Annotated in this window: 17 protein-coding genes; 11 read left to right on the top strand and 6 right to left on the bottom strand. The window is 42.5% G+C overall.

The genetic code is table 11. The features are described from left to right. Window positions 1–5 precede the first annotated feature (5 nt). From DBR32_RS00635 to DBR32_RS00615, 5 genes are all read right to left on the bottom strand, one after another. Complete coding sequence (locus tag DBR32_RS00635) at window positions 6–1,004, bottom strand: bifunctional oligoribonuclease/PAP phosphatase NrnA (RefSeq protein WP_124634353.1); 999 nt, start codon at window positions 1,002–1,004, stop codon at window positions 6–8. Window positions 1,005–1,137: 133 nt separating this feature from the next. Next, window positions 1,138–1,890 carry an LVIVD repeat-containing protein gene (locus DBR32_RS00630; RefSeq protein ID WP_124634352.1) on the bottom strand — a complete coding sequence of 251 codons (753 nt, stop codon included), beginning with the start codon at window positions 1,888–1,890 and terminating at the stop codon, window positions 1,138–1,140. Window positions 1,891–1,895: 5 nt separating this feature from the next. Next, a complete protein-coding gene (locus DBR32_RS00625; RefSeq protein ID WP_124634351.1) occupies window positions 1,896–2,414 on the bottom strand; it encodes a hypothetical protein in 519 nt (172 codons plus the stop codon). A 176-nt stretch (window positions 2,415–2,590) separates the two neighbouring features. After that, window positions 2,591–3,820: a 2-oxoglutarate dehydrogenase complex dihydrolipoyllysine-residue succinyltransferase gene (odhB, locus tag DBR32_RS00620; protein ID WP_124634350.1), complete on the bottom strand. Its 1,230-nt coding sequence runs from the start codon at window positions 3,818–3,820 to the stop codon at window positions 2,591–2,593. Between the two features lie 123 nt (window positions 3,821–3,943). Next, a complete protein-coding gene (locus DBR32_RS00615) occupies window positions 3,944–5,029 on the bottom strand; it encodes a glycosyltransferase (protein ID WP_124634349.1) in 1,086 nt (361 codons plus the stop codon). A gap of 154 nt (window positions 5,030–5,183) precedes the next feature. Between DBR32_RS00615 and DBR32_RS15780 the strand changes: the two genes are divergently transcribed. The 3 genes from DBR32_RS15780 to DBR32_RS00605 all read left to right on the top strand — a co-directional run bounded on the left by DBR32_RS15780 (window position 5,184) and on the right by DBR32_RS00605 (window position 9,656). After that, window positions 5,184–5,318 carry a hypothetical protein gene (locus tag DBR32_RS15780; protein ID WP_255416661.1) on the top strand — a complete coding sequence of 45 codons (135 nt, stop codon included), beginning with the start codon at window positions 5,184–5,186 and terminating at the stop codon, window positions 5,316–5,318. Window positions 5,319–5,500: 182 nt separating this feature from the next. Beyond that, window positions 5,501–7,852, top strand: coding sequence for a carboxypeptidase-like regulatory domain-containing protein (locus DBR32_RS00610; RefSeq protein ID WP_158605868.1), 2,352 nt, complete (start codon window positions 5,501–5,503; stop codon window positions 7,850–7,852). 178 nt (window positions 7,853–8,030) lie between these two features. Next, a complete protein-coding gene (locus tag DBR32_RS00605) occupies window positions 8,031–9,656 on the top strand; it encodes a S41 family peptidase (RefSeq protein ID WP_158605867.1) in 1,626 nt (541 codons plus the stop codon). 162 nt (window positions 9,657–9,818) lie between these two features. Here DBR32_RS00605 and DBR32_RS00600 read toward each other — a convergent pair whose 3' ends face one another. Next, window positions 9,819–10,595, bottom strand: a complete 777-nt coding sequence (locus tag DBR32_RS00600; RefSeq protein WP_124634346.1) for an alpha/beta fold hydrolase — start codon at window positions 10,593–10,595, stop codon at window positions 9,819–9,821. 126 nt (window positions 10,596–10,721) lie between these two features. Here DBR32_RS00600 and DBR32_RS00595 point away from each other — a divergent pair, with 126 nt between their 5' ends. The 8 genes from DBR32_RS00595 to DBR32_RS00560 all read left to right on the top strand — a co-directional run bounded on the left by DBR32_RS00595 (window position 10,722) and on the right by DBR32_RS00560 (window position 22,401). Beyond that, window positions 10,722–12,308 (top strand): peptide chain release factor 3, encoded by a 1,587-nt coding sequence (locus DBR32_RS00595; RefSeq protein WP_124634345.1) that lies wholly within the window; start codon window positions 10,722–10,724, stop codon window positions 12,306–12,308. A 43-nt stretch (window positions 12,309–12,351) separates the two neighbouring features. Next, window positions 12,352–13,002 (top strand): LysE family translocator, encoded by a 651-nt coding sequence (locus DBR32_RS00590; RefSeq protein ID WP_124634344.1) that lies wholly within the window; start codon window positions 12,352–12,354, stop codon window positions 13,000–13,002. 304 nt (window positions 13,003–13,306) lie between these two features. After that, a complete protein-coding gene (locus DBR32_RS00585) occupies window positions 13,307–16,108 on the top strand; it encodes a bifunctional aconitate hydratase 2/2-methylisocitrate dehydratase (RefSeq protein ID WP_233559623.1) in 2,802 nt (933 codons plus the stop codon). Between the two features lie 284 nt (window positions 16,109–16,392). Continuing rightward, a complete protein-coding gene (locus DBR32_RS00580) occupies window positions 16,393–17,004 on the top strand; it encodes a hypothetical protein (protein ID WP_124634343.1) in 612 nt (203 codons plus the stop codon). 440 nt (window positions 17,005–17,444) lie between these two features. Beyond that, the gene (locus tag DBR32_RS00575; RefSeq protein WP_124634342.1) at window positions 17,445–19,712 is read left to right on the top strand and encodes an aconitate hydratase; all 2,268 of its coding nucleotides are present in this window, start codon (window positions 17,445–17,447) and stop codon (window positions 19,710–19,712) included. A 92-nt stretch (window positions 19,713–19,804) separates the two neighbouring features. Further along, window positions 19,805–20,323, top strand: a complete 519-nt coding sequence (locus DBR32_RS00570; RefSeq protein ID WP_124634341.1) for a hypothetical protein — start codon at window positions 19,805–19,807, stop codon at window positions 20,321–20,323. Window positions 20,324–20,647: 324 nt separating this feature from the next. Beyond that, complete coding sequence (locus tag DBR32_RS00565; protein ID WP_124634340.1) at window positions 20,648–21,706, top strand: saccharopine dehydrogenase family protein; 1,059 nt, start codon at window positions 20,648–20,650, stop codon at window positions 21,704–21,706. A gap of 68 nt (window positions 21,707–21,774) precedes the next feature. Further along, entirely contained in the window at window positions 21,775–22,401 is a 627-nt protein-coding gene (locus DBR32_RS00560) for a YiiX/YebB-like N1pC/P60 family cysteine hydrolase (RefSeq protein ID WP_124634339.1), read from the top strand. Window position 22,402: the final 1 nt, after the last annotated feature.

The raw sequence follows: 22,402 nt of genomic DNA, 5'->3' as shown, positions 1-22,402 counted from the left end.
ATTGGTTATGGTATAATGTTATCTATAAGTGATTTTACTTTTGCAACTGTAGCCTCAAAACCGGTATCAGATTTGCCACCTGCGGCATTAAAATGTCCCCCACCGTTGAAATAAGTCCTTGCAAATGTACTAACATCTATGTTTCCTTTACTTCTGAACGACATTTTTATTTCCCCGCTTTTTTCCGTGATCAGCACTGCTACCTGTACACCCGCAATACTCAAAGGATAGTTGACCAGTCCCTCTGTATCGCCCGAAGTCAGATGAAACGGTTCCATATCTTTAGTCGATAACGCAATAATACCATATTTTCCCGATGCGGCAATATCCATTTTTTCATACAGGGCAAATCCCAAAAACTTCATGCGATTGGCACTCCAGCTATCATATACATATTGGTGGATAATGCTATGTTCTAAACCCCGGTTTTTGAAAAAAGCAATCATTTCATGAACGCTTCCGGTTGTCGCCGGAAAACGGAAGGAGCCCGTGTCGGTCATCGCACCTGTGTACAGGCACTGCGCAATGGCATCATTAATAAGTTCCGCATCGCCACATTGCAGGATAAAATCATACACCATTTCACTGGCACTGCTTTTATCCGGATTGCTGGTGCCGCAGTAAAAAACATCGGCTTCGGGCTGTAAGTGGTGATCGATCAATATTCTGGGCTGTGTCGCATTCCTCAGAGGTTGTTCCAGGCCTTTGATGCGGCTCAGGTGGTTGAAGTCCAGGCAAAAGATAAGATCACTCTCCGCCAATACCTGCTCACAAAGCTTAGATTCCGAGTCGTAATTCAATACCGTATCAATTGCAGGCATCCAGTGCAGGAAATCAGGCAGCTCATTAGGAATCACAACGGTAGGCGTATGCCCTTTCTGAAGCAGATAATGATAGAGGCCTAGCGTAGAACCTAAAGCATCGGCATCCGGTTTCTGATGTGTGGTGATAAATATCTTTTTGGGTTCGGACAAGGCCGGGAAAATGTGATCAATGGGTAGCATAGTTGTATATAGACGCTTTAGAGATAATGTATGTCGTTAAAATAGGACTGCAATTTACGGAATATCATTTTAAAGAAGAAACGGCCGTCAGAATGGGTACTGACAGGCCGTTAATCACAAAAATATGGCATCTTTAAAAGGTCTTCGCCACAAATACCGGATCTCTGGGGTTAGTAATGTCATAAACCACCATACCTCCTTCTACCATACAAACCAATACATCATTATAAGGGATACAGTCATAAAATTTATAACCTGTTTTTACCCCTATACTATTCGTCGCTTGAGGACTGCTGATATCAAATATTTTTAAACCTTTGTTTGCATCACAGACATATAAGGTGTTGTGAGAAATACCTAATCCATAAGGCTGCTCAAGGTCTATCGTTTTATGCAATATGGGCTGCTCCATATTATTACCCACCTCATATACCATCAAGGCATTTACGACACCGCCACAGGTGCTGCCCGAGCGCACGGTTACATAAGCATAATTATCTTTGGCCACTACCGGATCGCAGGCGCGCACATGAGAAACATTGCTCTCAAAAACCGGTATTGCCGGATTGCTTAGGCTGTAGATATACATCGCACTTTGAGAACCAATAAACAGTTTATCCCGATAAGGATAAATCGTCTCAATATCATTATTTAAATATTGGGTTGAGGAGCGTACCGGATTATTTGGATTGGTGATGTTGTATGTTTTCAGTGAAGTATGATCTACGATATACAGGTAATTGCCAGAGATGGTAAACCGTGCTAAAGAGCCACCGGTTCCCGTGCCCGAATTGCCGGTATTGAGATTGCTTTTTTCGCAAGCCTGCAGGCTCAGCAGCAGTATGGCACAAAAGGCTAGTGCCGTATAGTATAATATTTTTTTCATGAGGTTTAGTATTTACAAGTTGCTTCAATATTACTTTCCTTTTTCCAACCGGTAACGATACCTTTAGTGGTATCGACACATTGGAAATACCCTCTTTCAGGCGGGAGGTTGTCTTGTCCTATAGAAAAGGCTTTTGGGATGCGTGCCTTAACTGTAATCTGGTCAAAATTGCTCAGGTCCAAGCTCACCATATCGCTATAGTTGTTGGTGTACAGGTTGCCATCTTTTATGGATATCTCTTGAGCACCATATACCTGTATAAACTTATAAGGTTGTGGGGTCTTGTTCTCCATCTGGTATACATGAATGCCCGCATTGGGTTCCAGTTGAAATACATAATTGCCCCAGGCATAGATTTTGCCGGCAGTGATTAAGGCTTTGGCGGGCAAAGCCTTAATCACTGTGGCCTCTGCTTTGCTTTGGTAGGTGGGTACCCAAACGGCATCCCGTTTAGGGGCCATACGATCGCAGGAGATCCCTCCAAGCATTAAGGCGATCAGTGCCGGATAATACACTTTTTTCATACTAATAGTTTTTATATGGAATGATATTGATGGATTTTGTACAGGGTGCGATAAGATCAATTAAAACGCATGTCTACTTAAAGACGGGATTTTATAACAAAATCTTAGGACTCATAAAAAAAGTGTTGCCCCTAAGGACAACACTTTTCTCTTTAATATGATTATTGCTATCGGAATTACAATTCCAATAAAGCTTGTGTCGGACTTTTACCGATCAGCATCAATTCCGGGTTTTCCAGTAATTCTTTTACCCTAACCAGGAATCCAACTGATTCACGGCCATCGATAATTCTGTGGTCATAGCTTAAAGCAAGATACATCATTGGACGAATCTCTACTTTACCATTGATCGCCATAGGACGATCCTGGATTTTGTGCATACCCAAAATAGCAGACTGTGGAATATTGATAATCGGAGTAGACATCAACGAGCCGAATACACCACCATTGGTGATGGTAAAGGTACCACCCGTCATCTCTTCGATCGTTAATTTATTATCTCTTGCTTTACCCGCCAATTCACCCACTTTCGCTTCGATCTCAGCCATGCTCAGGCTTTCCGCATTACGGATTACCGGTACCACCAGGCCTTTAGGGGCAGATACCGCAATCGATACATCACAGTATTCATGATAGATCAGCGTATCACCGTCGATATAAGCATTCACCGCAGGCCATTCCAATAAGGCAATGGTACAGGCTTTAGTAAAGAAAGACATAAATCCAAGGTTTACACCATGTGCCTCTTTGAACTTATCCTTATATTGTTTACGAATACCCATGATGTTAGTCATATCCACTTCGTTGAAAGTGGTCAACATCGCTGTAGTGTTTTTGGCTTCTACCAAACGACGGGAAACCGTTTTGCGAAGATTGCTCATTTTCTGAACTTTATCTTCACGGCTAAATAATGCTTTTCCGGCAGGGCGTCCCGGGTTTTCCAAAGCGGCTAAAACATCGCTTTTGAAAATACGGCCATTCGCACCGGTACCTTTTACGGCATTGGCACTTACATTTTTATCCGCCATCATGCTTTTCGCAACCGGCGTTGCTTTTACATCGCTTGGAATACTTGCTTTTGCCTCAGCAACAGTAGCGGCCGCTTTTGGCGCTTCTGCCGCTGCCGGGCTTGGAGCCGCCTCTGGAGCAACAGCTGCTCCGGCAGGACGTTCGGCCGTTTCGTCAATTTTACACGCAATATCACCGATATTAATCGTGTCTCCCTCTTGTGCTACGTGGTGTAAGATACCCGCTTGCTCTGCATTCAACTCAAAAGTTGCCTTTTCAGATTCTAATTCGCAGATCACTTCGTCACGCTCTACCCATTCCCCGTCTTTTTTGTTCCAGGTCACAAGGGTTACTTCACTGATTGATTCGCCAACAGGGGGCACTTTAATGTCTATCATAATATTGCTGTATTGCAGAATAATGTATTAATAACGAAGAAAATCAAAACTGATTTTTATTTCGCGTGTAAAATTAAGAAAGCGTAATGATTTTAACAACCCTAAATAAATGAAATATAATATTTATCGATCCAGCCATCGATCAATCACCTCGCGGAAAGCCGGCATATTGTCTGCTGCGCCTTGTACATCGTAGGGTTGATGCCATAAAAGAGGGAGCACTTTCCCTAACTCTATGGTGGCTTGCGGCTCGCTGTAATAGTTTCCCGAAGCATGCAAATGCCCGGCCAGGTATTCCTGTTCCGTTTGTCCGGGGGTGGGAATAAGGATGGCTTTTTTCTGTAAAAAGGCCAGATCCATAAGACTGGAGTAGCCGCTTCTGCATACCACAAGAGCTGCTTCTGCCATTGAGGTATGCAGCGCCACCCCACCAAGGTAGGGGTGGTAATGGATATGTGGCGGAACGGTCTCTCTTGCAGTGCCACCGGGCTTTCCTGCCACAAAAATAAACTTGTATTGGGGAAGGGCAACACATTGTGCCCAAAGCAACGCTTCTAATTGCGTACGCATCGGCTCAGGGCCTGACAATAAGACCAAACAATGTTTTTCCGCTTTTTCAATAGCCGGCAAAAGCATAAACTGAGATAACAAACCGATATAAGTACTTTGCTTAGGCTTGGTTTCCGGATGGGCAAGCCGGCCGGATAAGCCTTGGGTTTCGGTGTCAACTACCCAGCAATCCTCAAATTGCTCCAGTAAACGCCGATGCCATTGCAATAGTTTTCGGTCGGCCCAGGCGCCCTTTCCACTCATGATCTGCACCTGATGCGTCATGATCACACAGGGGCAATCAGGAGTATAAAGGCCATAACGGTTATCGGAGATCACCGCATCGAAATGATAGCGTTTTTGTTGTTTTTGAAGCCACCGGTGCTCTTCCTTTATGCGTCGGAGTATTTTAGGTACCTGCGCCAGGAGCTTAAAGGTAAAGTTTCCGGGCTTATGGCTGTATTGGATACCATATCCTTTTAAAGGCAGCACAGGAAGTGCGGGGAAGTAGGCTTTTAGAATAGCCGCCGAGGCGCCTTCTGCCGCAAGATATACATCACAACCCTTTTCTACAAGATGATGAATAAGGGGCAAACACCTGGTGGTGTGTCCTAATCCCCAGTCTAAAGGAGCGACCAATATTCTTTTCGGGTGTTGCAAATCTGAAAGGGCTTAAAAAACGAAATTGTTTTTTGTGTGGTTATTTTATAATTTTGGATAAGCTAATCGTCGTGTTCCGGTTTTTGTCAGGATACAAAGGAAAGGAAATATTTACGATTACAAAAATCTGAACGTTTATTAAATGTATATGTCGATGAAGTGGAGTAAAATGGTATGGGCCTTATTAGTTGCCACCGGTTTGATGATCATGTTATCCGGTTGTGGTACCAGTAAGAAGGGTTGTGGTTGTGGCAATGACATTAATAGAATGTACCAAAAGAAAAGATAGGATTCTTACCTTCCCTCATTTTTAATATTTGCTTTTAGCTCCTGAAGTCAATTTGGGAGAGGCAATATTATTTGTTAAATTTTCGTTTACTTTGACAGATCATTATGCAACATAAAAAAACGCTTCTTCTGTTCATAAGCTGCCTTTGTAGTGGCTTTTTGACACTGGCACAAAATAGTATTTTGTCCGGTAAAATACTAGATCATGATGGCAAACCGGTATCCGATGTGCAAATCCAAATGCTCAAAGCTGATTTGGTCACTTTCTCCGATTCGCTTGGGAATTACACCTTAGAAGTGCCCTCGGGCAAAAAAATATTCTTTAAAGCATCCGTAGTCGGTTATGAAACAGAACCGTTTAACGTGACCCTGCAGCCGGGAGAACATCTGGTGCGCAATGTATTTATAGAACAAAATAATACGATGCTGGGCGTCGTTGAGGTGAAAGACGAACGCATTAGAGGGGAAGTAGGAACAATAGGTGTAAACACCGAAAATGTAGATCAGCTGCCCAGTACCGTTGGTGGAATAGAAGGACAGCTTAAAGTGTTGGTCGGTAGCCGTAATGAACTGACCTCCCAATATACGGTAAGAGGGGGTAATTTTGATGAGAACCTGGTTTATGTAAACGATTTCGAGATCAACCGGCCGTTTTTGGTGCGCAGCGGACAACAGGAAGGACTGAGTTTTGTCAATTCCGATTTGGTAAGCAGTGTAAATTTTTCTGTAGGTGGTTTTCAGGCACGGTATGGCGATAAAATGTCTTCTGTATTGGATGTAACCTACAAAAAACCGAAATCATTCTCCGGTTCTGCTATGGCCAGCCTTTTGGGTTTTCAGGCACACCTTGCCGGCGCTTCAAAAAATAAAAAATTAAGTTATTTGGTTGGATTTAGACAAAAATCAAACCGTTACCTCCTGCAGTCGCAAGTCACGAAAGGGCAATACAATCCTTCCTTCAGCGATTTTCAGGCTTTACTGAATTATAAAATATCCCGGAAATTTGAAATAGAATTCATCGGCAACTATGCCCTGAACCGGTTTCGCTTTGAACCCGAAAGTTCCCGTACCGCTTTTGGTTCGGTGACCCAGGCTTTGGCTTTTAATGTCCGCTACGAGGGTTCCGAGATCGATCAGTTCGATAATGCTTTTGGTGGGATTTCCTTAACCTTTAAGCCTAATAAAAGGTGGCGCTTAAAACTATTAGGAAGTGTGTTCCAATCTAATGAACAGGAAACTTTTGACATCATGAGTGAGTACCAGTTGTCTTTGGTTGAACTCGATCTGGGCAGTGCCAACCTGGGGAAAGATAAGATCAGCCTTGGTTCAGGGGCAATCCATCGTTTTGCCCGTAATTTCTTAAACGCCAATGTGGCTAATGTTGGTTTAAAAGGTGCGTACGACGGGGGCAACCACTATCTTTCTTTTGGTGCGGATATGACGCATGTAGCCATCAATGACCGTTTGATGGAATGGGAGCGTCGGGACAGTGCCGGTTTCTCAATTCCTTACGATCCTTACCAGGTCAATATGTACCAAAGCTACCGTGCCAACAATAAATTGGAATACAATAAGGCGAGTGCTTATGTACAGGATAATATTTTACTGAATAAGCAGCGGGATATGATCCTAAGTCTGGGGCTCCGTGCGACCTATACCTTTCTGAATAAGGAAATGATCCTGAGCCCGAGGGCAAACTTTAGTTTCAAACCGGACTGGGAAGAAAATATTATTTTTAAAATAGCAGGGGGTATTTATGCGCAACCTCCGTTCTACCGGGAAATGCGTGCTTTGGATGGTACCCTAAATACGGACCTGAAAGCACAGAAATCGGCGCATTTCGCGGCGGGGACCGACTATAACTTTATTGCTTTAGGCAATCGTCCGTTCAAACTGACTGCAGAGGTGTATTATAAATCGCTCTGGGATCTGGTACCTTATGAGTATGATAATGTACGGATTCGTTATGCTGCCAATAACAATGGCAAGGGTTATGCTTATGGTGGAGAAGTACGTCTTTTTGGTGATCTGGTTAAAGATGCCGAATCCTGGGTGAGCCTTGGATACCTGAAAACCATGGAACGAATCTTAGATCCGGCAACGAATACTTACGGCGACTATAAGCCCCGTCCTACAGATGGGCGGGTGACCTTCGGGGTCTTTTTCTCCGATTATCTACCGCAAAACCATAATTTTAAAGTCTACCTGAACATGATGTATGCTACCGGATTGCCGGTACCGCCTCCGGGTTTTACGTTTAACAAAGTAGAAAGCTTCCGCCTGCCGGATTACAAACGAGTTGATATTGGCTTCTCCGCTTTATTGCTGGATGGCGTTAAAAACCCCGCCAGGGCTTACAGCATTTTCAAAGGCGTGAAATCGGTTTGGGCCAGCCTTGAAGTGTTTAATCTCCTGGGTATTTCCAATACCCTTTCTTATGAGTACATTCAATCTCTGAATACCGATATGAATTTTTATATTCCTAACCGGCTTACCTCAAGATTGATCAACTTTAAGATTGCCGCTAAATTTTAAAATAATATAATCCTTTTATAAAAGCATGATAGCCAGACAATTTTGTCTGGCTATCATGCTTTTTGTACAACAAGAGTTGGCTGCAAATGCCTGTTTGGCTTTGTGGAATGCTTGCCCGGCAATAATTGCTTTTTGTTTTTGTTGGTTAAATATTATTTTCGTTGTTCAATTTAAGTCCATGCGTCAACTATATCCTCTATTATTATTACTCTGCGTACTTGCCGGTTGTACCTCTGTAGCAAAGTTTAACAAACACCGTTCTGCGCCTATTTCGGTGAAAAAGCTACACAAGGATATTGACTTTGTGCAGCACAAGCTGAAACAAAAGCACCCCAATTATGACCTTTATACGAACAAAGCGCAATTTGAGCATAAGTTTGACAGCATCAGGCAAGTAGTGAATCATCCAATGACGGCCAATGAATTCTTTTTGGTGATCAGTCCGGTTGTTGCTGCAGTAAGACAAGGGCATATGACCATGCTTCCCCTGGCAGAGCGCTATACTAAAACACAGCAAAAAGCCATGAAGGCAGCCGGTAAAGGCCCCGTATCTCAGTTTGATTACTTTTGGGAAAACCAGAAACTCTATGTGTTGAATAATCATTCCGACCATAAAGAAATAGCCCGTGGGGCAGAAGTAATGTCCATAAAAGGACTTGTACCGAAGGCGGTCTTTGATAAATACAAGCACACCTTTACTTCCGATGGCTACAACCAGACCTTTTTGCGTAAGATTTTTGCCCGCAGATTTCCCGTCTATCTGGTCGAAGAGATTGGGGTAAATGATAGCCTGTCTTTTGTCTTCAAGCAAAATGATTCAGTATTGACAAAAGTTATTCGTCGTCAGAAAGAAGAAATAAAGCCAGAAGCCGGAAAGGAAAAGAAATCCGATCCCAAAATCGTTAAGGCACCTGCGGTGGCAATAATCAAGGATTCCGTAAAAGCAGATACGACTAAAACGCTTGTGCAAACTAAAGAACAAAAGCAACAAGAAGAAAAAAATAAAAGCATTTACGGTTACGACAAAACGACCAAAAAATATACCCGTAGCTTGAAATTTATGGGTAAAGACAGTAGCGTAGCCGTACTGACGATAAGACAGTTTATGACCGGGCAATTCCGGAAAGCCTATGCCAATATTTTTGACTCTATTGAAAAGCAGGGGAGCAAAACGCTGATATTGGATATAAGAGATAATCCGGGTGGCAGCGCCAAAGAGATTGTGAAATTGTATGCCTATTTTGCAGATACCGCTTACACCTTTTATAAGCCTACAGAAGTGGTTTCTAAGACCAGCATGTTCCGGGCCGGTTTGTTTCAGCGGGTGCCTAAGTTCGCCTATCCTTTTCTTGGATTATACTATCCTTTTTATGTAGGAGACCGTTTCTTCGGTACCAAAAAGAAAGCAGGACATTATTACTATTATAACCTTTATGGTACACAAGAGAAAGCTGCAAATGAAAAGCGCTTCAAAGGAAAGGTATATGTACTCATCAACGGCGGATGTTTTTCTGCAGCCTGTTTGTTGTCTTCCGAACTCAAAGCGATCAGTGATATTACTTTTGTCGGAGAAGAAACCGGCGGAGACTTTAACGGTACCGTAGCAGGCGTGATGCCTCTATTCAAATTGCCTCATTCCCGTTTACCCTGGCGTTTGGGACTGATGCATATTCAACCGAAAAACCAAACCTCAAAGGACGGAAGAGGAATCTTCCCCGATAAAGAGATTATTCAGACCTATGAGGATAAGAAAAATGATAAAGACCCGGAAATGGATTGGGTAATGAAACAAATAGAACCATAATACGACAAATGACCGGGCCTCCGGTCATTTGTCGTATTTGCTATATAAGGTGAAGTCGAACACGAGCACCCAGGCGCAATCCGGAGTTCTGGTAAGGATGATTTGTAAACGGCTGTTTGCCGAGATATACTATTTTACTTATAAGATAGTGTTGGACTTTACTTATGAGCGCTCTAGAAAAGAGAAAACCTTTTGATTGAAAATTTCCGGTTGTTCTACATTCACCACATGGCCACAATCAGGGATAATAAACAATTCTGCATTTGTATGGTGCTGAGTCAGCTTTTTGATTGCAGGCAAAAACATATAGTCTTCTGCGCCCATAACATACAAAGTCTTTGCTGCGCTTTCCTTAATTCTGAAAAAGGCTACTAAGGGATTCAGGGTAGTAAAGAGTGTGACCCATTTTTTAAATTCCTTCTGGTATAGTTTTTTGGCTTCATTAATAAAGAGAAGCCTCGATTCTTTATGGTTTTTCTTTGGCATTACGATAAAGGCGAAGAAACTATATAAGAACATATAAGGGACAATAGATTTACTGAAGCGCGCAATATTCATCAGAAAGCGGGAGCGTAAATTTAGTTTCATAACCGCACCACCCATAATTAAGCGGATGACCTTTTCTGGATAACGCTCCGCCAGATCGCGGATAATAACAGTACCCAAAGAAATGCCGATAAAATGGCTTTTTTCAATCTGCAGATGTTGTAATACCTCAATAATGTCGTCGCCGATCTCTGCAAAATTATACCGGCGGCTTTGCTGTGTTTTATGGTGTTTGGAACCGCCATGACCTCTGAGGTCGACCATCAACAGGTTGTAGTGGCTGGCAAATGTTTTAATTTGCTTAAACCAAATGGTACTACTGCCACCCGCACCATGTACAAAAGTGATCCAGGGGGCTTCCGGATGATGAAGAAACGTTTTATAATTAAGCAAGACGGATAGGGACTATTTGAGCGGCGAAATTACAACTTTAAAGGACACCCGAACACATTGTCTCCTCTTTTGAAAAGCCTTTCTCGCATTTTTAACAGTTAATCATCTTATCTTTGCAGCCGAATTATGAAATATCAAAGCGAAATCAATCGTCGGAAAACATTTGCCATTATCTCTCACCCCGATGCGGGTAAAACAACGCTTACAGAAAAATTCCTTCTTTTCGGGGGAGCGATTCAGGTAGCGGGTGCCGTGAAAAGTAATAAAATCAAGAAAGGAGCCACCTCCGATTTTATGGAGATCGAGCGTCAGCGTGGTATCTCGGTAGCGACTTCTGTAATGACTTTTGAGTATAAAGATATGCTCATTAACCTGTTGGATACACCAGGTCACAAGGACTTTGCGGAAGATACCTACCGTACATTGACCGCGGTGGACAGTGTTATCCTGGTGATTGATGGGGTGAATGGGGTAGAGGAGCAGACCCGCCGCCTGATGGAAGTATGCCGTATGAGAGATACACCGGTGATTGTATTTGTGAACAAGATGGACCGCGATGGTAAATTTCCCTTTGACCTGATCGATGAGATCGAAAAAGAACTGAATATTTCTTTACATCCTTTAACCTGGCCGATCAATATGGGCCGTGAGTTTAAAGGTGTATATAATTTATATGAGAAGAGCCTGAACCTGTTCTCTCCCAGCCAAAAGGCAACGGAAGATAATAGTGTGGCCATTGATGACCTCAGCAATGCTTTGCTGGATGAGAAAGTAGGCGCAAGAGATGCGAATCAGTTAAGGGAAGATGTAGAACTGCTGGAAGGTGTTTATGGCGACCTGGATGCTGATGCATATATGAAAGGACAGGTGGCACCTGTATTCTTCGGTTCGGCAGTGAATAATTTCGGGATCAAGGAAATGCTGGATACTTTTGTGCGTATCGCACCAAATCCTTTATGCCGCCCGACGAATGTACGGGATGTATGCCCCGATGAGCCTAAGTTTAGCGGGTTTATTTTTAAAATACATGCCAACCTGGATCCCCGCCACAGAGATCGGATTGCCTTCTTAAGGGTATGTTCCGGAAAACTGGAACGGAACAAAAGCTATAAGCATGTGCGTTTGGATAAAGATGTGAAATTCAGTAATCCCTATACCTTTATGGCGCGCAGCAAAGAAGTGGTAGATGATGCGTATCCGGGAGATGTAGTCGGTCTGTTTGATACCGGAAACTTTAAGATCGGAGATACGCTGACCGAAGGGGAAAAAATCATGTTTACCGGGATGCCGAATTTCTCTCCTGAATTATTCAGAGAGGTGGTGAATAAGGATCCGATGAAGACCAAACAACTGGAGAAAGGCATCCGTCAGCTGACAGACGAAGGCGTAGCGCAGTTATTTACCCAGCATGGTGGTAACCGTAAGGTGATCGGTTGTGTGGGAGAATTGCAATTTGAAGTAATCCAGTACCGTTTATTACAAGAGTATGGCGCATCGGTAGATTTTGTACCTTTGGCTTTTTACAAGGCGTGTTGGATTACCGGAGAAAAGAAAAAAGTAGAAGAGTTTACGCGCTTTAAGCAAGCGAATACGATGGAAGATAAAGACGGTAACCTGGTTTACCTGGCACAGAGCGAATGGTTTTTAAATACAGAGCGTCAGAATAACCCGGATATCGAATTCCATTTTACCAGCGATTTTCATAAAAACTAATATCAGTGTATATTAGTGATTGTATACTAAACCTAATATTCTCTTGACTTATTCAGAAGCAGTAATAAAAGGCGTATTCTTAGGGCTGTTTATGGCTATTTCGGTAGGCCCTACCTTGTTTGCCATTATCCGCTACAGCATTCACCACAGTTACAGAGCCGGTCTGGTTTTTGTACTGGGGGTAAGCATCAGCGATATACTATATGTGACCCTGGCTAATATTGCCACCCAATGGATGACTTTTCTGGAAGACCATCAGAAAACAGTAGGCTATGTGGGCGGTGCTTTATTCCTCATCATGGGGCTGAATGGCCTGTTGAAAAAATACAAACCCAAGAAACCGAACAGAGATCAGAAATCCGTGAAGATCAGCCGTGGTGCTTATTTTCAGATATGGCTCAGTGGTTTTTTAATGAATACTCTCAATCCCGGAGTAGTGCTGACCTGGGTAGGTGCTGTTGCACTTATCGCCGGGCCTACAGTGGAAGCTTCCCATAAAGTGGTTTTATTCAGTGTCTGTCTGGGGCTGGTTTTGGGGATCGATTTCCTCAAAGTATTCCTGGCCGATAAGATTCGCCACAAACTCAATTTGAGAAAGATTTTGTATATAAACAGGATCAGTGCAGCATGTATCCTTATTTTAGGGCTTATTCTGTTGATAAAAACATATTTTGATTTAGGGCTGTCTCATTAAGACAGCCTCTTTTTTTGATTTCTTTAGCATTGTATTTTCTCCCATATTTCCTTATTAGCCATACTTATAATGCCTCTATCCCTTGTTGTATACAGGGAATCATGGATAAAGAAATTCAATAGACACATAAATATTTTTTACATTTTCGTGACGAGTTTATCAAAGCACTTTTTTTAGTTACGATTATTGATTAAATTTGCAAGCCTTGGGAGCAATAGTGCAAACCCTAATAATAAGTGCGTACAGCTTCTGCAAACATACCATTTGATTGAAATACTAATTTATACAGTTTAACAAAGAAAAAATGGCAGTACCTGAACCTGCCAGCCCATTTTCAAATTATATGAACATTTACCAGGATTACCTTAAAGAGATCGAAGAAAGAAAAGCCCAGGGGCTTCACCCGAAACCCATTGATGGCGCTGATTTGTTAGGAGAAATTATTGCACAGATCAAAGATGCGGACAGTGCGCATCGGGAAGACTCGCTTCAATTTTTTATCTATAACACATTACCGGGTACAACGAGCGCTGCCGTTGTGAAAGCCAGGTTCTTAAAGCAGATTATCTTGGGTGAATCCGTGATCGCAGAAATTACACCTGCTTTTGCTTTCGGATTGTTATCACATATGAAAGGCGGTCCTTCTATTGAAGTATTGCTGGATTTGGTGCTGGGAGCAGATGTTACCATCGCCCAGGCAGCTGCGGAAGTATTGAAAACGCAGGTTTTTCTTTATGACGCCGATACAGACCGTTTAAAAGAAGCCTTTAAAAACGAAAACCCCATTGCTAAAGATATTTTGGAAAGCTACGCGAAAGCGGAGTTTTTTACCAAACTGCCGGAAGTTCCTGAAGAGATCCAGGTAGTTACTTTTATTGCCGGTGAGGGTGATATTTCCACCGATTTGCTGTCTCCGGGTAACCAAGCGCACTCCCGTTCTGACCGTGAATTGCACGGTTTATGTATGATCACTCCTCAGGCTCAAGCCGAGATCAGAGATCTGCAGATACAACATCCGGATAAAAGCGTAATGCTGATTGCGGAAAAAGGGACCATGGGTGTGGGTTCTTCAAGAATGTCGGGCGTAAACAATGTGGCCCTTTGGACAGGTAAACAAGCCAGTCCTTATATTCCCTTTGTGAACATCGCCCCTATTGTAGGCGGTACCAATGGTATTTCCCCGATCTTCTTAACTACAGTTGATGTAACCGGTGGTATCGGTATCGACCTTAAGAACTGGGTGAAGAAAACCGATGCAGAGGGGAATGTGGTTCGCAATGAAAGCGGAGATCCGGTTCTCGAGGAAGTATACTCTGTCGCTACCGGTACGGTATTGACAATTAATACAAAAAAGAAAAAATTATATAACGGGGAGCAAGAGCTGATTGACCTTTCAAAGTCATTTACGCCTCAGAAAATGGAGTTCATCAAAGCAGGTGGTTCTTACGCGATCGTATTCGGTAAGAAAATTCAAACCATTGCCGCAAGTATATTAGGTATTGAGCCTACGCTTGTGTTTGCACCTTCCAAAGAAGTTTTTATCGAAGGGCAAGGCTTGACCGCAGTTGAGAAAATATTCAACAAAAATGCAGTAGGCATTACTCCGGGCAAAATACTACATGCCGGTTCGGATGCACGTGTAGAAGTCAATATCGTAGGTTCTCAGGATACTACCGGTCTGATGACTGCACAGGAACTGGAATCTATGGCTGCTACCGTTATTTCTCCAATCGTTGACGGTGCATACCAATCTGGTTGTCACACCGCTTCCGTTTGGGATAAAAAAGCGCAAGCCAACATTCCTAAACTGATGAAGTTTATGAACGACTTTGGTGTGATCACTGCCCGTGACCCCAAAGGTGCTTATCATTCCATGACCGATGTAATTCATAAAGTATTAAATGATATTACTATCGACGAATGGGCAATCATCATTGGAGGGGACTCCCATACGAGAATGTCTAAAGGGGTCGCTTTCGGAGCCGATTCCGGTACCGTTGCCTTAGCTTTAGCTACTGGTGAGGCTTCTATGCCTATACCGGAATCCGTAAAAGTAACCTTCAAAGGCAGCATGAAAGAACACATGGATTTCCGTGATGTGGTACATGCGACACAATTGCAGATGCTACAGCAATTTGATGGGGAGAATGTATTTCAGGGAAGAATTATAGAGGTACATATTGGTACCTTGCTTGCAGACCAGGCCTTTACCTTTACCGACTGGACTGCAGAGATGAAAGCAAAAGCTTCTATCTGTATTTCGCAGGATGATACTTTAATCGAATCCTTAGAAATCGCCAAAAGCCGTATCCAGATCATGATTGATAAAGGTATGGATAACAGCAGACAAGTACTGCAGGGCTTGATCAATAAAGCAGACAAACGGATTACGGAGATCAAATCGGGTGAAAAACCGGCGCTGACACCAGATGCAAATGCCAAATATTATGCAGAGGTAGTGGTGGATTTAAATGTGATCAATGAACCAATGATTGCCGATCCTGATGTGAATAATGCGGATGTCTCCAGAAGATACACACATGATACTATTCGCGAACTGTCTTACTATGAAGGCGATAAAAAAGTAGATCTTGGTTTTGTAGGTTCTTGTATGGTGCATAAAGGCGATTTGAAAATTGTTTCTCAAATGTTGAAAAACTTAGAGCAACAGCAAGGTGAGGTTAAATTCAAAGCACCTTTAGTGGTAGCGGCGCCCACTTACAATATCATAGACGAATTGAAAGAAGAAGGTGATTGGGAGATGTTGCAAAAATATTCAGGCTTCGAGTTCAGTGACTTGTTGCCTAAAAATGCCGCACGTACGGAATATGAAAACATTATGTATTTAGAACGTCCGGGCTGTAATTTGTGTATGGGTAACCAAGAGAAAGCTGCAAAAGGGGATACCGTATTGGCTACCTCTACCCGCCTGTTCCAAGGAAGAGTGGTAGAAGATACAGACCGCAAAAAAGGCGAGTCTCTGCTGGCTTCTACCCCGGTTGTAGTGCTTTCTGCGATTCTGGGCCGTATTCCTAATATAGAAGAATACAAAGCAGCGGTACAGGGCATTAACCTGACCAAGTTTGCTCCTGCTTCAACGAACTAATATTTTATTCATAAAAAAGCGAGGCTATCTTAATCAGATAGCCTCGCTTTTTTTGTTCTATAGTACGCTGGTAAACATTTATTATTTAGGATACATTATTTTTAGCCGGGATTTATATCGCCTTAATCTTTTTAGCCTTTCCATCAAGGGAAAAGTAAATAGAATTGTCGCTTTATGGCATAATTAAACGCGAATAGTCAAGATTTTGAAGGACATAACTTAAATTTGATTAGTGTGTATTCACATTATTTTTATTAAAAATCATTGTTTAAATTTATTATAGGATGAAGAAAAGTCTAGTAAAACTAATCACGATGATCGCTTTGCTATTATTGGTGCATCGCTTATCGGCACAAGGCATAAATGAATACCAACAATTTGTCAAGGTTAATTTTCCCGAATTCGTACAGCACTTTAGAAATTTAGACTTTAAAAATTTTGATGCCGGCTGTAAAACAGATTTGAATTTTACAGACAATAATTATTCACCGGAAGATTGGAATGTATATACCAAAAAGTATAAAGATTTTCTTATTTACAATTCAGATAAATCATTTGTAGCAGATCTTGTTAGTGCCTACGTAGATATAGAACGTAAGAACGGCGTTTATTATGGAACTTCAGATGTTGATCAGGCCATATTATTAGGCGATGTAAAAAATAAAAAATTAGTGCAAATTGGTTTTTGCGGGCCGTCCTGTAGGGATGAAGAGGCAAAATGGATAAATGACTACCAATTTATTATTGTCGGCTACTATTATAAGGATGATGAACAATATGTTCCGACAATCACCTTAGTTAACCTTAATGACAAAACCAAAGTAACCTACATGAATGAGACCAATACGGCAAAGAGTGCTTATAATGGAAAATTATTCAAAAAAATCAGGTTCTAATAAGATAATGCATATAGGCCACCCTTTTTTTCGAAGCGATTGCTGTGACGAAAACCCTAAGCAATCCGTATAAAACAGATCGCTTAGGATGGATTTATACAGCCTTGATTTTTTGACGGTACCTTTTGCGTCAAGGTAAAAGATAGCATAGCGATAAAGGGAAACCAAAAGAATAAAGAAATTTCTTATGTCCAAAAAGCGGATACTCAATATAATTAATACGGAAAAGGGAGGATTAATTTAGCTTTTTAGAGGGTAAATCCTGCTGTTTTGTAGCTGTTTATCTGTTGCGCTTCATCTTTTTGGCGAATATCCGTACCGCGCTGAAAATCAGATTTCTGGCAATTATCAAAATTTAACAATAAATCAAAAGTGATAGTGCAACTTAATTCGTAAATTGTCATTTATTCCTGACAATTAAGATAAATCAATAAAATTATATGGCTTTCGATTTAGATTTAATCAAAAAAGTGTATGCTGAAATGCCTGCTAAAATAGAAGCGGCACGCAAGCTGATCAACCGTCCGCTGACCTTAACAGAAAAAATTCTTTATACGCACTTAGACAAACCGGCTACACGGGCTTTTGTACGTGGAGAAGATTATGTAGACTTTCGTCCGGACAGGGTAGCGATGCAAGATGCTACCGCGCAGATGGCATTATTACAATTCATGACCTGTGGTAGAGACAAGGTTGCCGTGCCGTCTACGGTGCACTGTGATCACTTGATTCAAGCGAAAGTAGAAGCAAATACAGATTTACAAATTGCAGTTGATACCAATAAAGAAGTGTACGATTTTCTCTCTTCTGTATCGGACCGTTACGGACTGGGATTCTGGAAGGCCGGAGCCGGTATCATTCACCAGGTAGTTCTGGAGAACTATGCCTTTCCCGGCGGTATGATGATCGGTACCGATTCGCACACGCCTAATGCGGGTGGTCTGGGTATGATCGCTATTGGTGTTGGTGGTGCTGATGCCTGTGATGTAATGGCAGGCCTGCCCTGGGAATTAAAAATGCCGAAACTGATCGGGGTAAAACTGACCGGAAAATTAAACGGTTGGGCGACACCAAAAGATATTATCCTGTGGGTTGCAGGAAAGCTGACCGTAAAAGGCGGTACCGGAGCCGTAGTGGAATATTTCGGTGAAGGTGCGGCAAACATCAGCTGTACCGGTAAAGGTACCATCGGCAACATGGGTGCAGAGATCGGCGCCACAACCTCTACTTTTGGTTACGACGAGTCTATGGAGCGCTATTTACGCGCAACAAGCCGTGCCGAGATCGCAGATGCGGCTAATCTGGTAAAAGAACACCTGACGGGCGATGCAGAAGTATATGCAAACCCCGAGCAATATTTTGATCAGGTGATTGAATTAGATCTTTCTACTTTAGAACCTTATATCAACGGGCCCTTCTCTCCCGATCTGGCTACGCCAATTTCCAAAATGAAAGAAGCGGCGGCGGCAAACGGATGGCCTACAAACCTTCAGGTAGGGCTGATCGGCTCCTGTACCAACTCTTCTTATGAAGACATCAGCCGTGCGGCTAACCTGGCACAACAGGCCATAACCAAAAATCTGAAAACAAAAGCAAAATATACCATTACCCCGGGTTCTGAGATGGTACGGTATACCATTGAAAGAGACGGCTTCATTGATACCTTCGAGAAAATCGGCGGTACGGTGTATGCCAATGCCTGTGGGCCTTGTATTGGTATGTGGGCGCGTGAAGGAGCAGAGAAAAAAGAGAAAAATACCATTATCCACTCGTTCAACAGAAACTTTGCGGCACGCCAGGACGGTAATCCGAATACCTACGCCTTCGTCGGTAGCCCGGAAATCGTTACAGCGCTTGCCATTGCAGGTGATTTGACCTTTAACCCGATTACCGATACCCTGACAAACGAAAACGGAGAACAGGTAAAACTGGATCCGCCAACCGGTTGGGAATTACCCATAAAAGGTTTTGCTGTAGAAGATGCCGGTTACCAGGCACCCGCCCTTGACGGTAGTGGTGTTCAGGTTGTCGTATCACCTACTTCTTCCCGTTTGCAATTATTAGAACCTTTTACGCCTTGGGAAGGTACCGATATTATGGGCCTGAAAGTGTTAATCAAAGCCAAAGGTAAATGTACTACGGATCATATTTCTATGGCGGGTCCCTGGTTGAAATTCCGAGGTCATCTGGATAATATTTCTAACAATATGCTGATCGGAGCGACGAACTTCTATAACGAAAAAGTCAATTCGGTTAAAAACCAGCTTACCGGTGAATATGGTGAAGTGCCGGCCGTACAACGTGCTTATAAAGCAGCAGGTATTGGTTCTATCGTAGTCGGAGATGAAAACTATGGGGAAGGTTCCAGCCGCGAACATGCTGCAATGGAACCCCGTCATTTGGGTGTACGTGCGGTATTGGTAAAATCATTTGCCCGTATCCATGAGACCAACCTTAAAAAACAAGGCATGCTGGCCTTGACTTTTGCCGATAAAGCAGATTATGATAAAATCCGTGAAGATGATACAATCGATGTATTAGGTTTAACCACCTTTGCGCCGGAAGTTCCTTTGACGCTGGTGATAAACCATGCTGATGGTACAAAAGAAGAGATCATTGCTAATCAAACCTACAACAAACAGCAGATCGAATGGTTCAAAGAAGGTTCTTGCCTGAATGGTATTCGAAAAGAATTTGGTGTAGCGTAAGATGATTAATATGCTTGCAAACAACTTAAATAAAAATGGGAAANNTTTCCCATTTTTATTTAAGTTGCGGAAGAAATAATACATGCGTTTTTATGATCAATGAAATAGAAATGAATTCTGAGATGAGGACTCAACTCTTCCGGCAATATTATGAAGGAATGCGTCCGCGTCTGATTGGAATGACTATTTTCTTTTGGGCGGTAATTTTAGTGCTTTGGTTGGTTATATATTCAAAAGTGGGGGATGATGGCAATATATGGATGCAAGTTGGCCGGAGATATGCTACAAAAAGAATACAAGTAAGCTTTGTGGGAATTTCCATAATCATGTTGATCGTTTGTGTGCTTTTTTATCTGGGTCTATATTTCGCTATTATACGAGTTGATATTGCTATGCTCAGAGATGCCCGCCTTGGTAAGGTGATTCAGGAGCGCGTTCATATTATCAATGTGATACACCTGCCTTCTGGAATAGATATAAACTACCTCAGTTCTGAAAATATTCTGACAGTATCGGGTCAATATGGGCAGTATAAGATTGGAGATGTATGTTATATTTATTATCTGCAACATTGTAGACAATTATTGGATATTCAGTACTTAAATGACTGATTTTGTAGCTCAAACATAGCAGTTTGTTGTTCCCCTTATATGCTCCGCTCTTCTAAAAGGAACACAGCTAAATGCCAAAAGGTATATCCACTCATTTATAAACAAGCATGGAAAATAAGTGACTTAAACACCCTTTCAAGATCAGTTTCCGGTGATCCTAAAACCGCTAAGCTCTTTTTATGCAAAGGCGTTTCTCTTGCCCTGATAGGAAACGGAGTCGGGTGTTTGTATAAGATCCGGTAAACCCTGTAAATAATAGGCGGAATGCTGTAACACGGCAAGCAGCAGCTTCTCCTAATTTTGCAGGCAACAAAAAAGGATAAGATGAAAGATCAGATATTAGTAGTTGGCGGTTATGGTGCTGTGGGTAGTATCATCAGTGCAGAATTGGCAAAACAGTATCCCCATAAGGTTATTGTGGGAGGAAGGGATATAGAGAAAGCCCTGAAATTATCAGCAGCCTTACAGGACACCGTCACCCCGAAACAATTTGATGTACATCAGTATAAAGCATACACCGGGGTATTAGATGCGGTGCGGCTGGTGGTGATGTGTATTGATCAGGACAATACATACTTTATCGCATGGTGTCTTGAGGCGGGCATAGATTATATAGACATTACCGCCAATCAGCAGTTGATTACACAAATCGAACAGCTTGATGCCTTGGCTCAAGAACGGCAGCGTACGCTTATTTTAAGTGTGGGGCTTGCTCCGGGTATTACCAACCTGTTGGCACAGCATAGCCTGCAAAAAACAGATGCGCCGCAGGAAATTGATATTTTGATTTTATTAGGACTGGGCGAACAACATGGTACGGCCGCTTATCAATGGACGATGGATAACCTCAATACCCGCTACCGGCTGAACGGCGTTGGCGGTACCGTAATGGTAGATAGTTTTACCGATCCCTTAAAAGCAAGGGTGTTGGGCGCACGTACTTTTTATCGCTTCAACTTCTCCGATCAGCATACTTTAGCCAAAACCCTGCCTGTAGCCGCGGTGAATACCCGTATGGCATTTGATTCCCGGTATTTTACCAGACTCGTGGCCTTCATGAGGCGATTGGGAATGACCGGGATCTTTTCCGCTAAAAAAGTGCAGGCATTACTCATCCGTTTATTTAAAAAAGTCCATTTCGGAACCGATGTCTTTGCTGCAAAAGTGATCGGTTCCGCTAAGGGAGCACAAAAAAAAGAAGCTAGTATTCAGGGCTATGGTGAAGGTAAAGTAACGGCTTACATGGCTACGGAGATGGCCTTGCTCCTTTTGCAGCAGGCGCTGCCTCATGGTGTGTTGCACAGCCATCAGGCCGTTAAAGACATTCCCGCTTTTCTAAAACGTTTATCCAAATATGATTCGTCTATTGTGCTGCATTTATGATCGGTATTACCGCTGTATTGAAGCGCTTGCTGAAGAAATAATGTAAATTTGTCCTTCAAATAAATGAAATGAAGTATTTGCTGTTATTGTTGTGCAGTTTTTTGAGTCTCTCTGTTTTTTCGATCAAAAAATCGGAGTTAAGAACGGGTGACCTTTTGTTTCAGAATTTAGACTGCGGCGGTATGTGTGATGCCATAGAAGCGGTTACTGCAGGCTATCAGGATCGCGACTTTTCGCATATGGGCATGGTCTGTATCAAAGACGGGAAGTATTATATAGCCGAGAGTATCGGTAAAGGGGTACAATTGACGCCCATCGAATTTTTTCTTGAACGGACTAAACACGCACACCTCGTAGGAAGGCTTAAGCCTCCGTATAAACAGTATATCCCTAAAGCGGTACAGTTTTGTTATGAACAATTAGGTACGGCCTACGATGAAGCCTTTTTATATGATAATGGTAAATACTACTGTTCCGAACTGATCTATGATGCCTTTAAATACGCTTATAAGGGGAAGCCTTTTTTCACCTTGTATCCTATGACCTATAAAGACCCGGAAACAAAGCAATTCTATCCGGTCTGGGTAGATTATTTTAAAAAGCTACAAATGGATATTCCGGAAGGATTGCCCGGCTGTAATCCTGGCGGTATGTCTACCTCCGATAAATTGCTGATTTTAGGGAATCTTGAATAGT

This window comes from Taibaiella sp. KBW10 (assembly GCF_003852495.1).
Classification (GTDB): Bacteria; Bacteroidota; Bacteroidia; order Chitinophagales; family Chitinophagaceae; genus Edaphocola.
The sequence above is the reverse complement of the archived record's forward strand: the minus strand, read 5'-3'. Positions and strand labels throughout refer to the sequence as shown.

Excerpts from the sequence above, each read along its gene's own strand:
- DBR32_RS00585 (WP_233559623.1), top strand. The coding sequence starts at position 13,307 with ATGGCAGTACCTGAACCTGCCAGCCCATTTTCAAATTATATGAACATT.
- DBR32_RS00575 (WP_124634342.1), top strand. The coding sequence starts at position 17,445 with ATGGCTTTCGATTTAGATTTAATCAAAAAAGTGTATGCTGAAATGCCT.
- DBR32_RS00560 (WP_124634339.1), top strand. The coding sequence starts at position 21,775 with ATGAAGTATTTGCTGTTATTGTTGTGCAGTTTTTTGAGTCTCTCTGTT.
- DBR32_RS00605 (WP_158605867.1), top strand. The coding sequence starts at position 8,031 with ATGCGTCAACTATATCCTCTATTATTATTACTCTGCGTACTTGCCGGT.
- DBR32_RS00630 (WP_124634352.1), bottom strand. The coding sequence starts at position 1,890 with ATGAAAAAAATATTATACTATACGGCACTAGCCTTTTGTGCCATACTG.
- DBR32_RS00635 (WP_124634353.1), bottom strand. The coding sequence starts at position 1,004 with ATGCTACCCATTGATCACATTTTCCCGGCCTTGTCCGAACCCAAAAAG.
- DBR32_RS00580 (WP_124634343.1), top strand. The coding sequence starts at position 16,393 with ATGAAGAAAAGTCTAGTAAAACTAATCACGATGATCGCTTTGCTATTA.
- DBR32_RS00625 (WP_124634351.1), bottom strand. The coding sequence starts at position 2,414 with ATGAAAAAAGTGTATTATCCGGCACTGATCGCCTTAATGCTTGGAGGG.
- DBR32_RS15780 (WP_255416661.1), top strand. The coding sequence starts at position 5,184 with ATGAAGTGGAGTAAAATGGTATGGGCCTTATTAGTTGCCACCGGTTTG.
- DBR32_RS00565 (WP_124634340.1), top strand. The coding sequence starts at position 20,648 with ATGAAAGATCAGATATTAGTAGTTGGCGGTTATGGTGCTGTGGGTAGT.
- DBR32_RS00595 (WP_124634345.1), top strand. The coding sequence starts at position 10,722 with ATGAAATATCAAAGCGAAATCAATCGTCGGAAAACATTTGCCATTATC.
- odhB (WP_124634350.1), bottom strand. The coding sequence starts at position 3,820 with ATGATAGACATTAAAGTGCCCCCTGTTGGCGAATCAATCAGTGAAGTA.
- DBR32_RS00570 (WP_124634341.1), top strand. The coding sequence starts at position 19,805 with ATGATCAATGAAATAGAAATGAATTCTGAGATGAGGACTCAACTCTTC.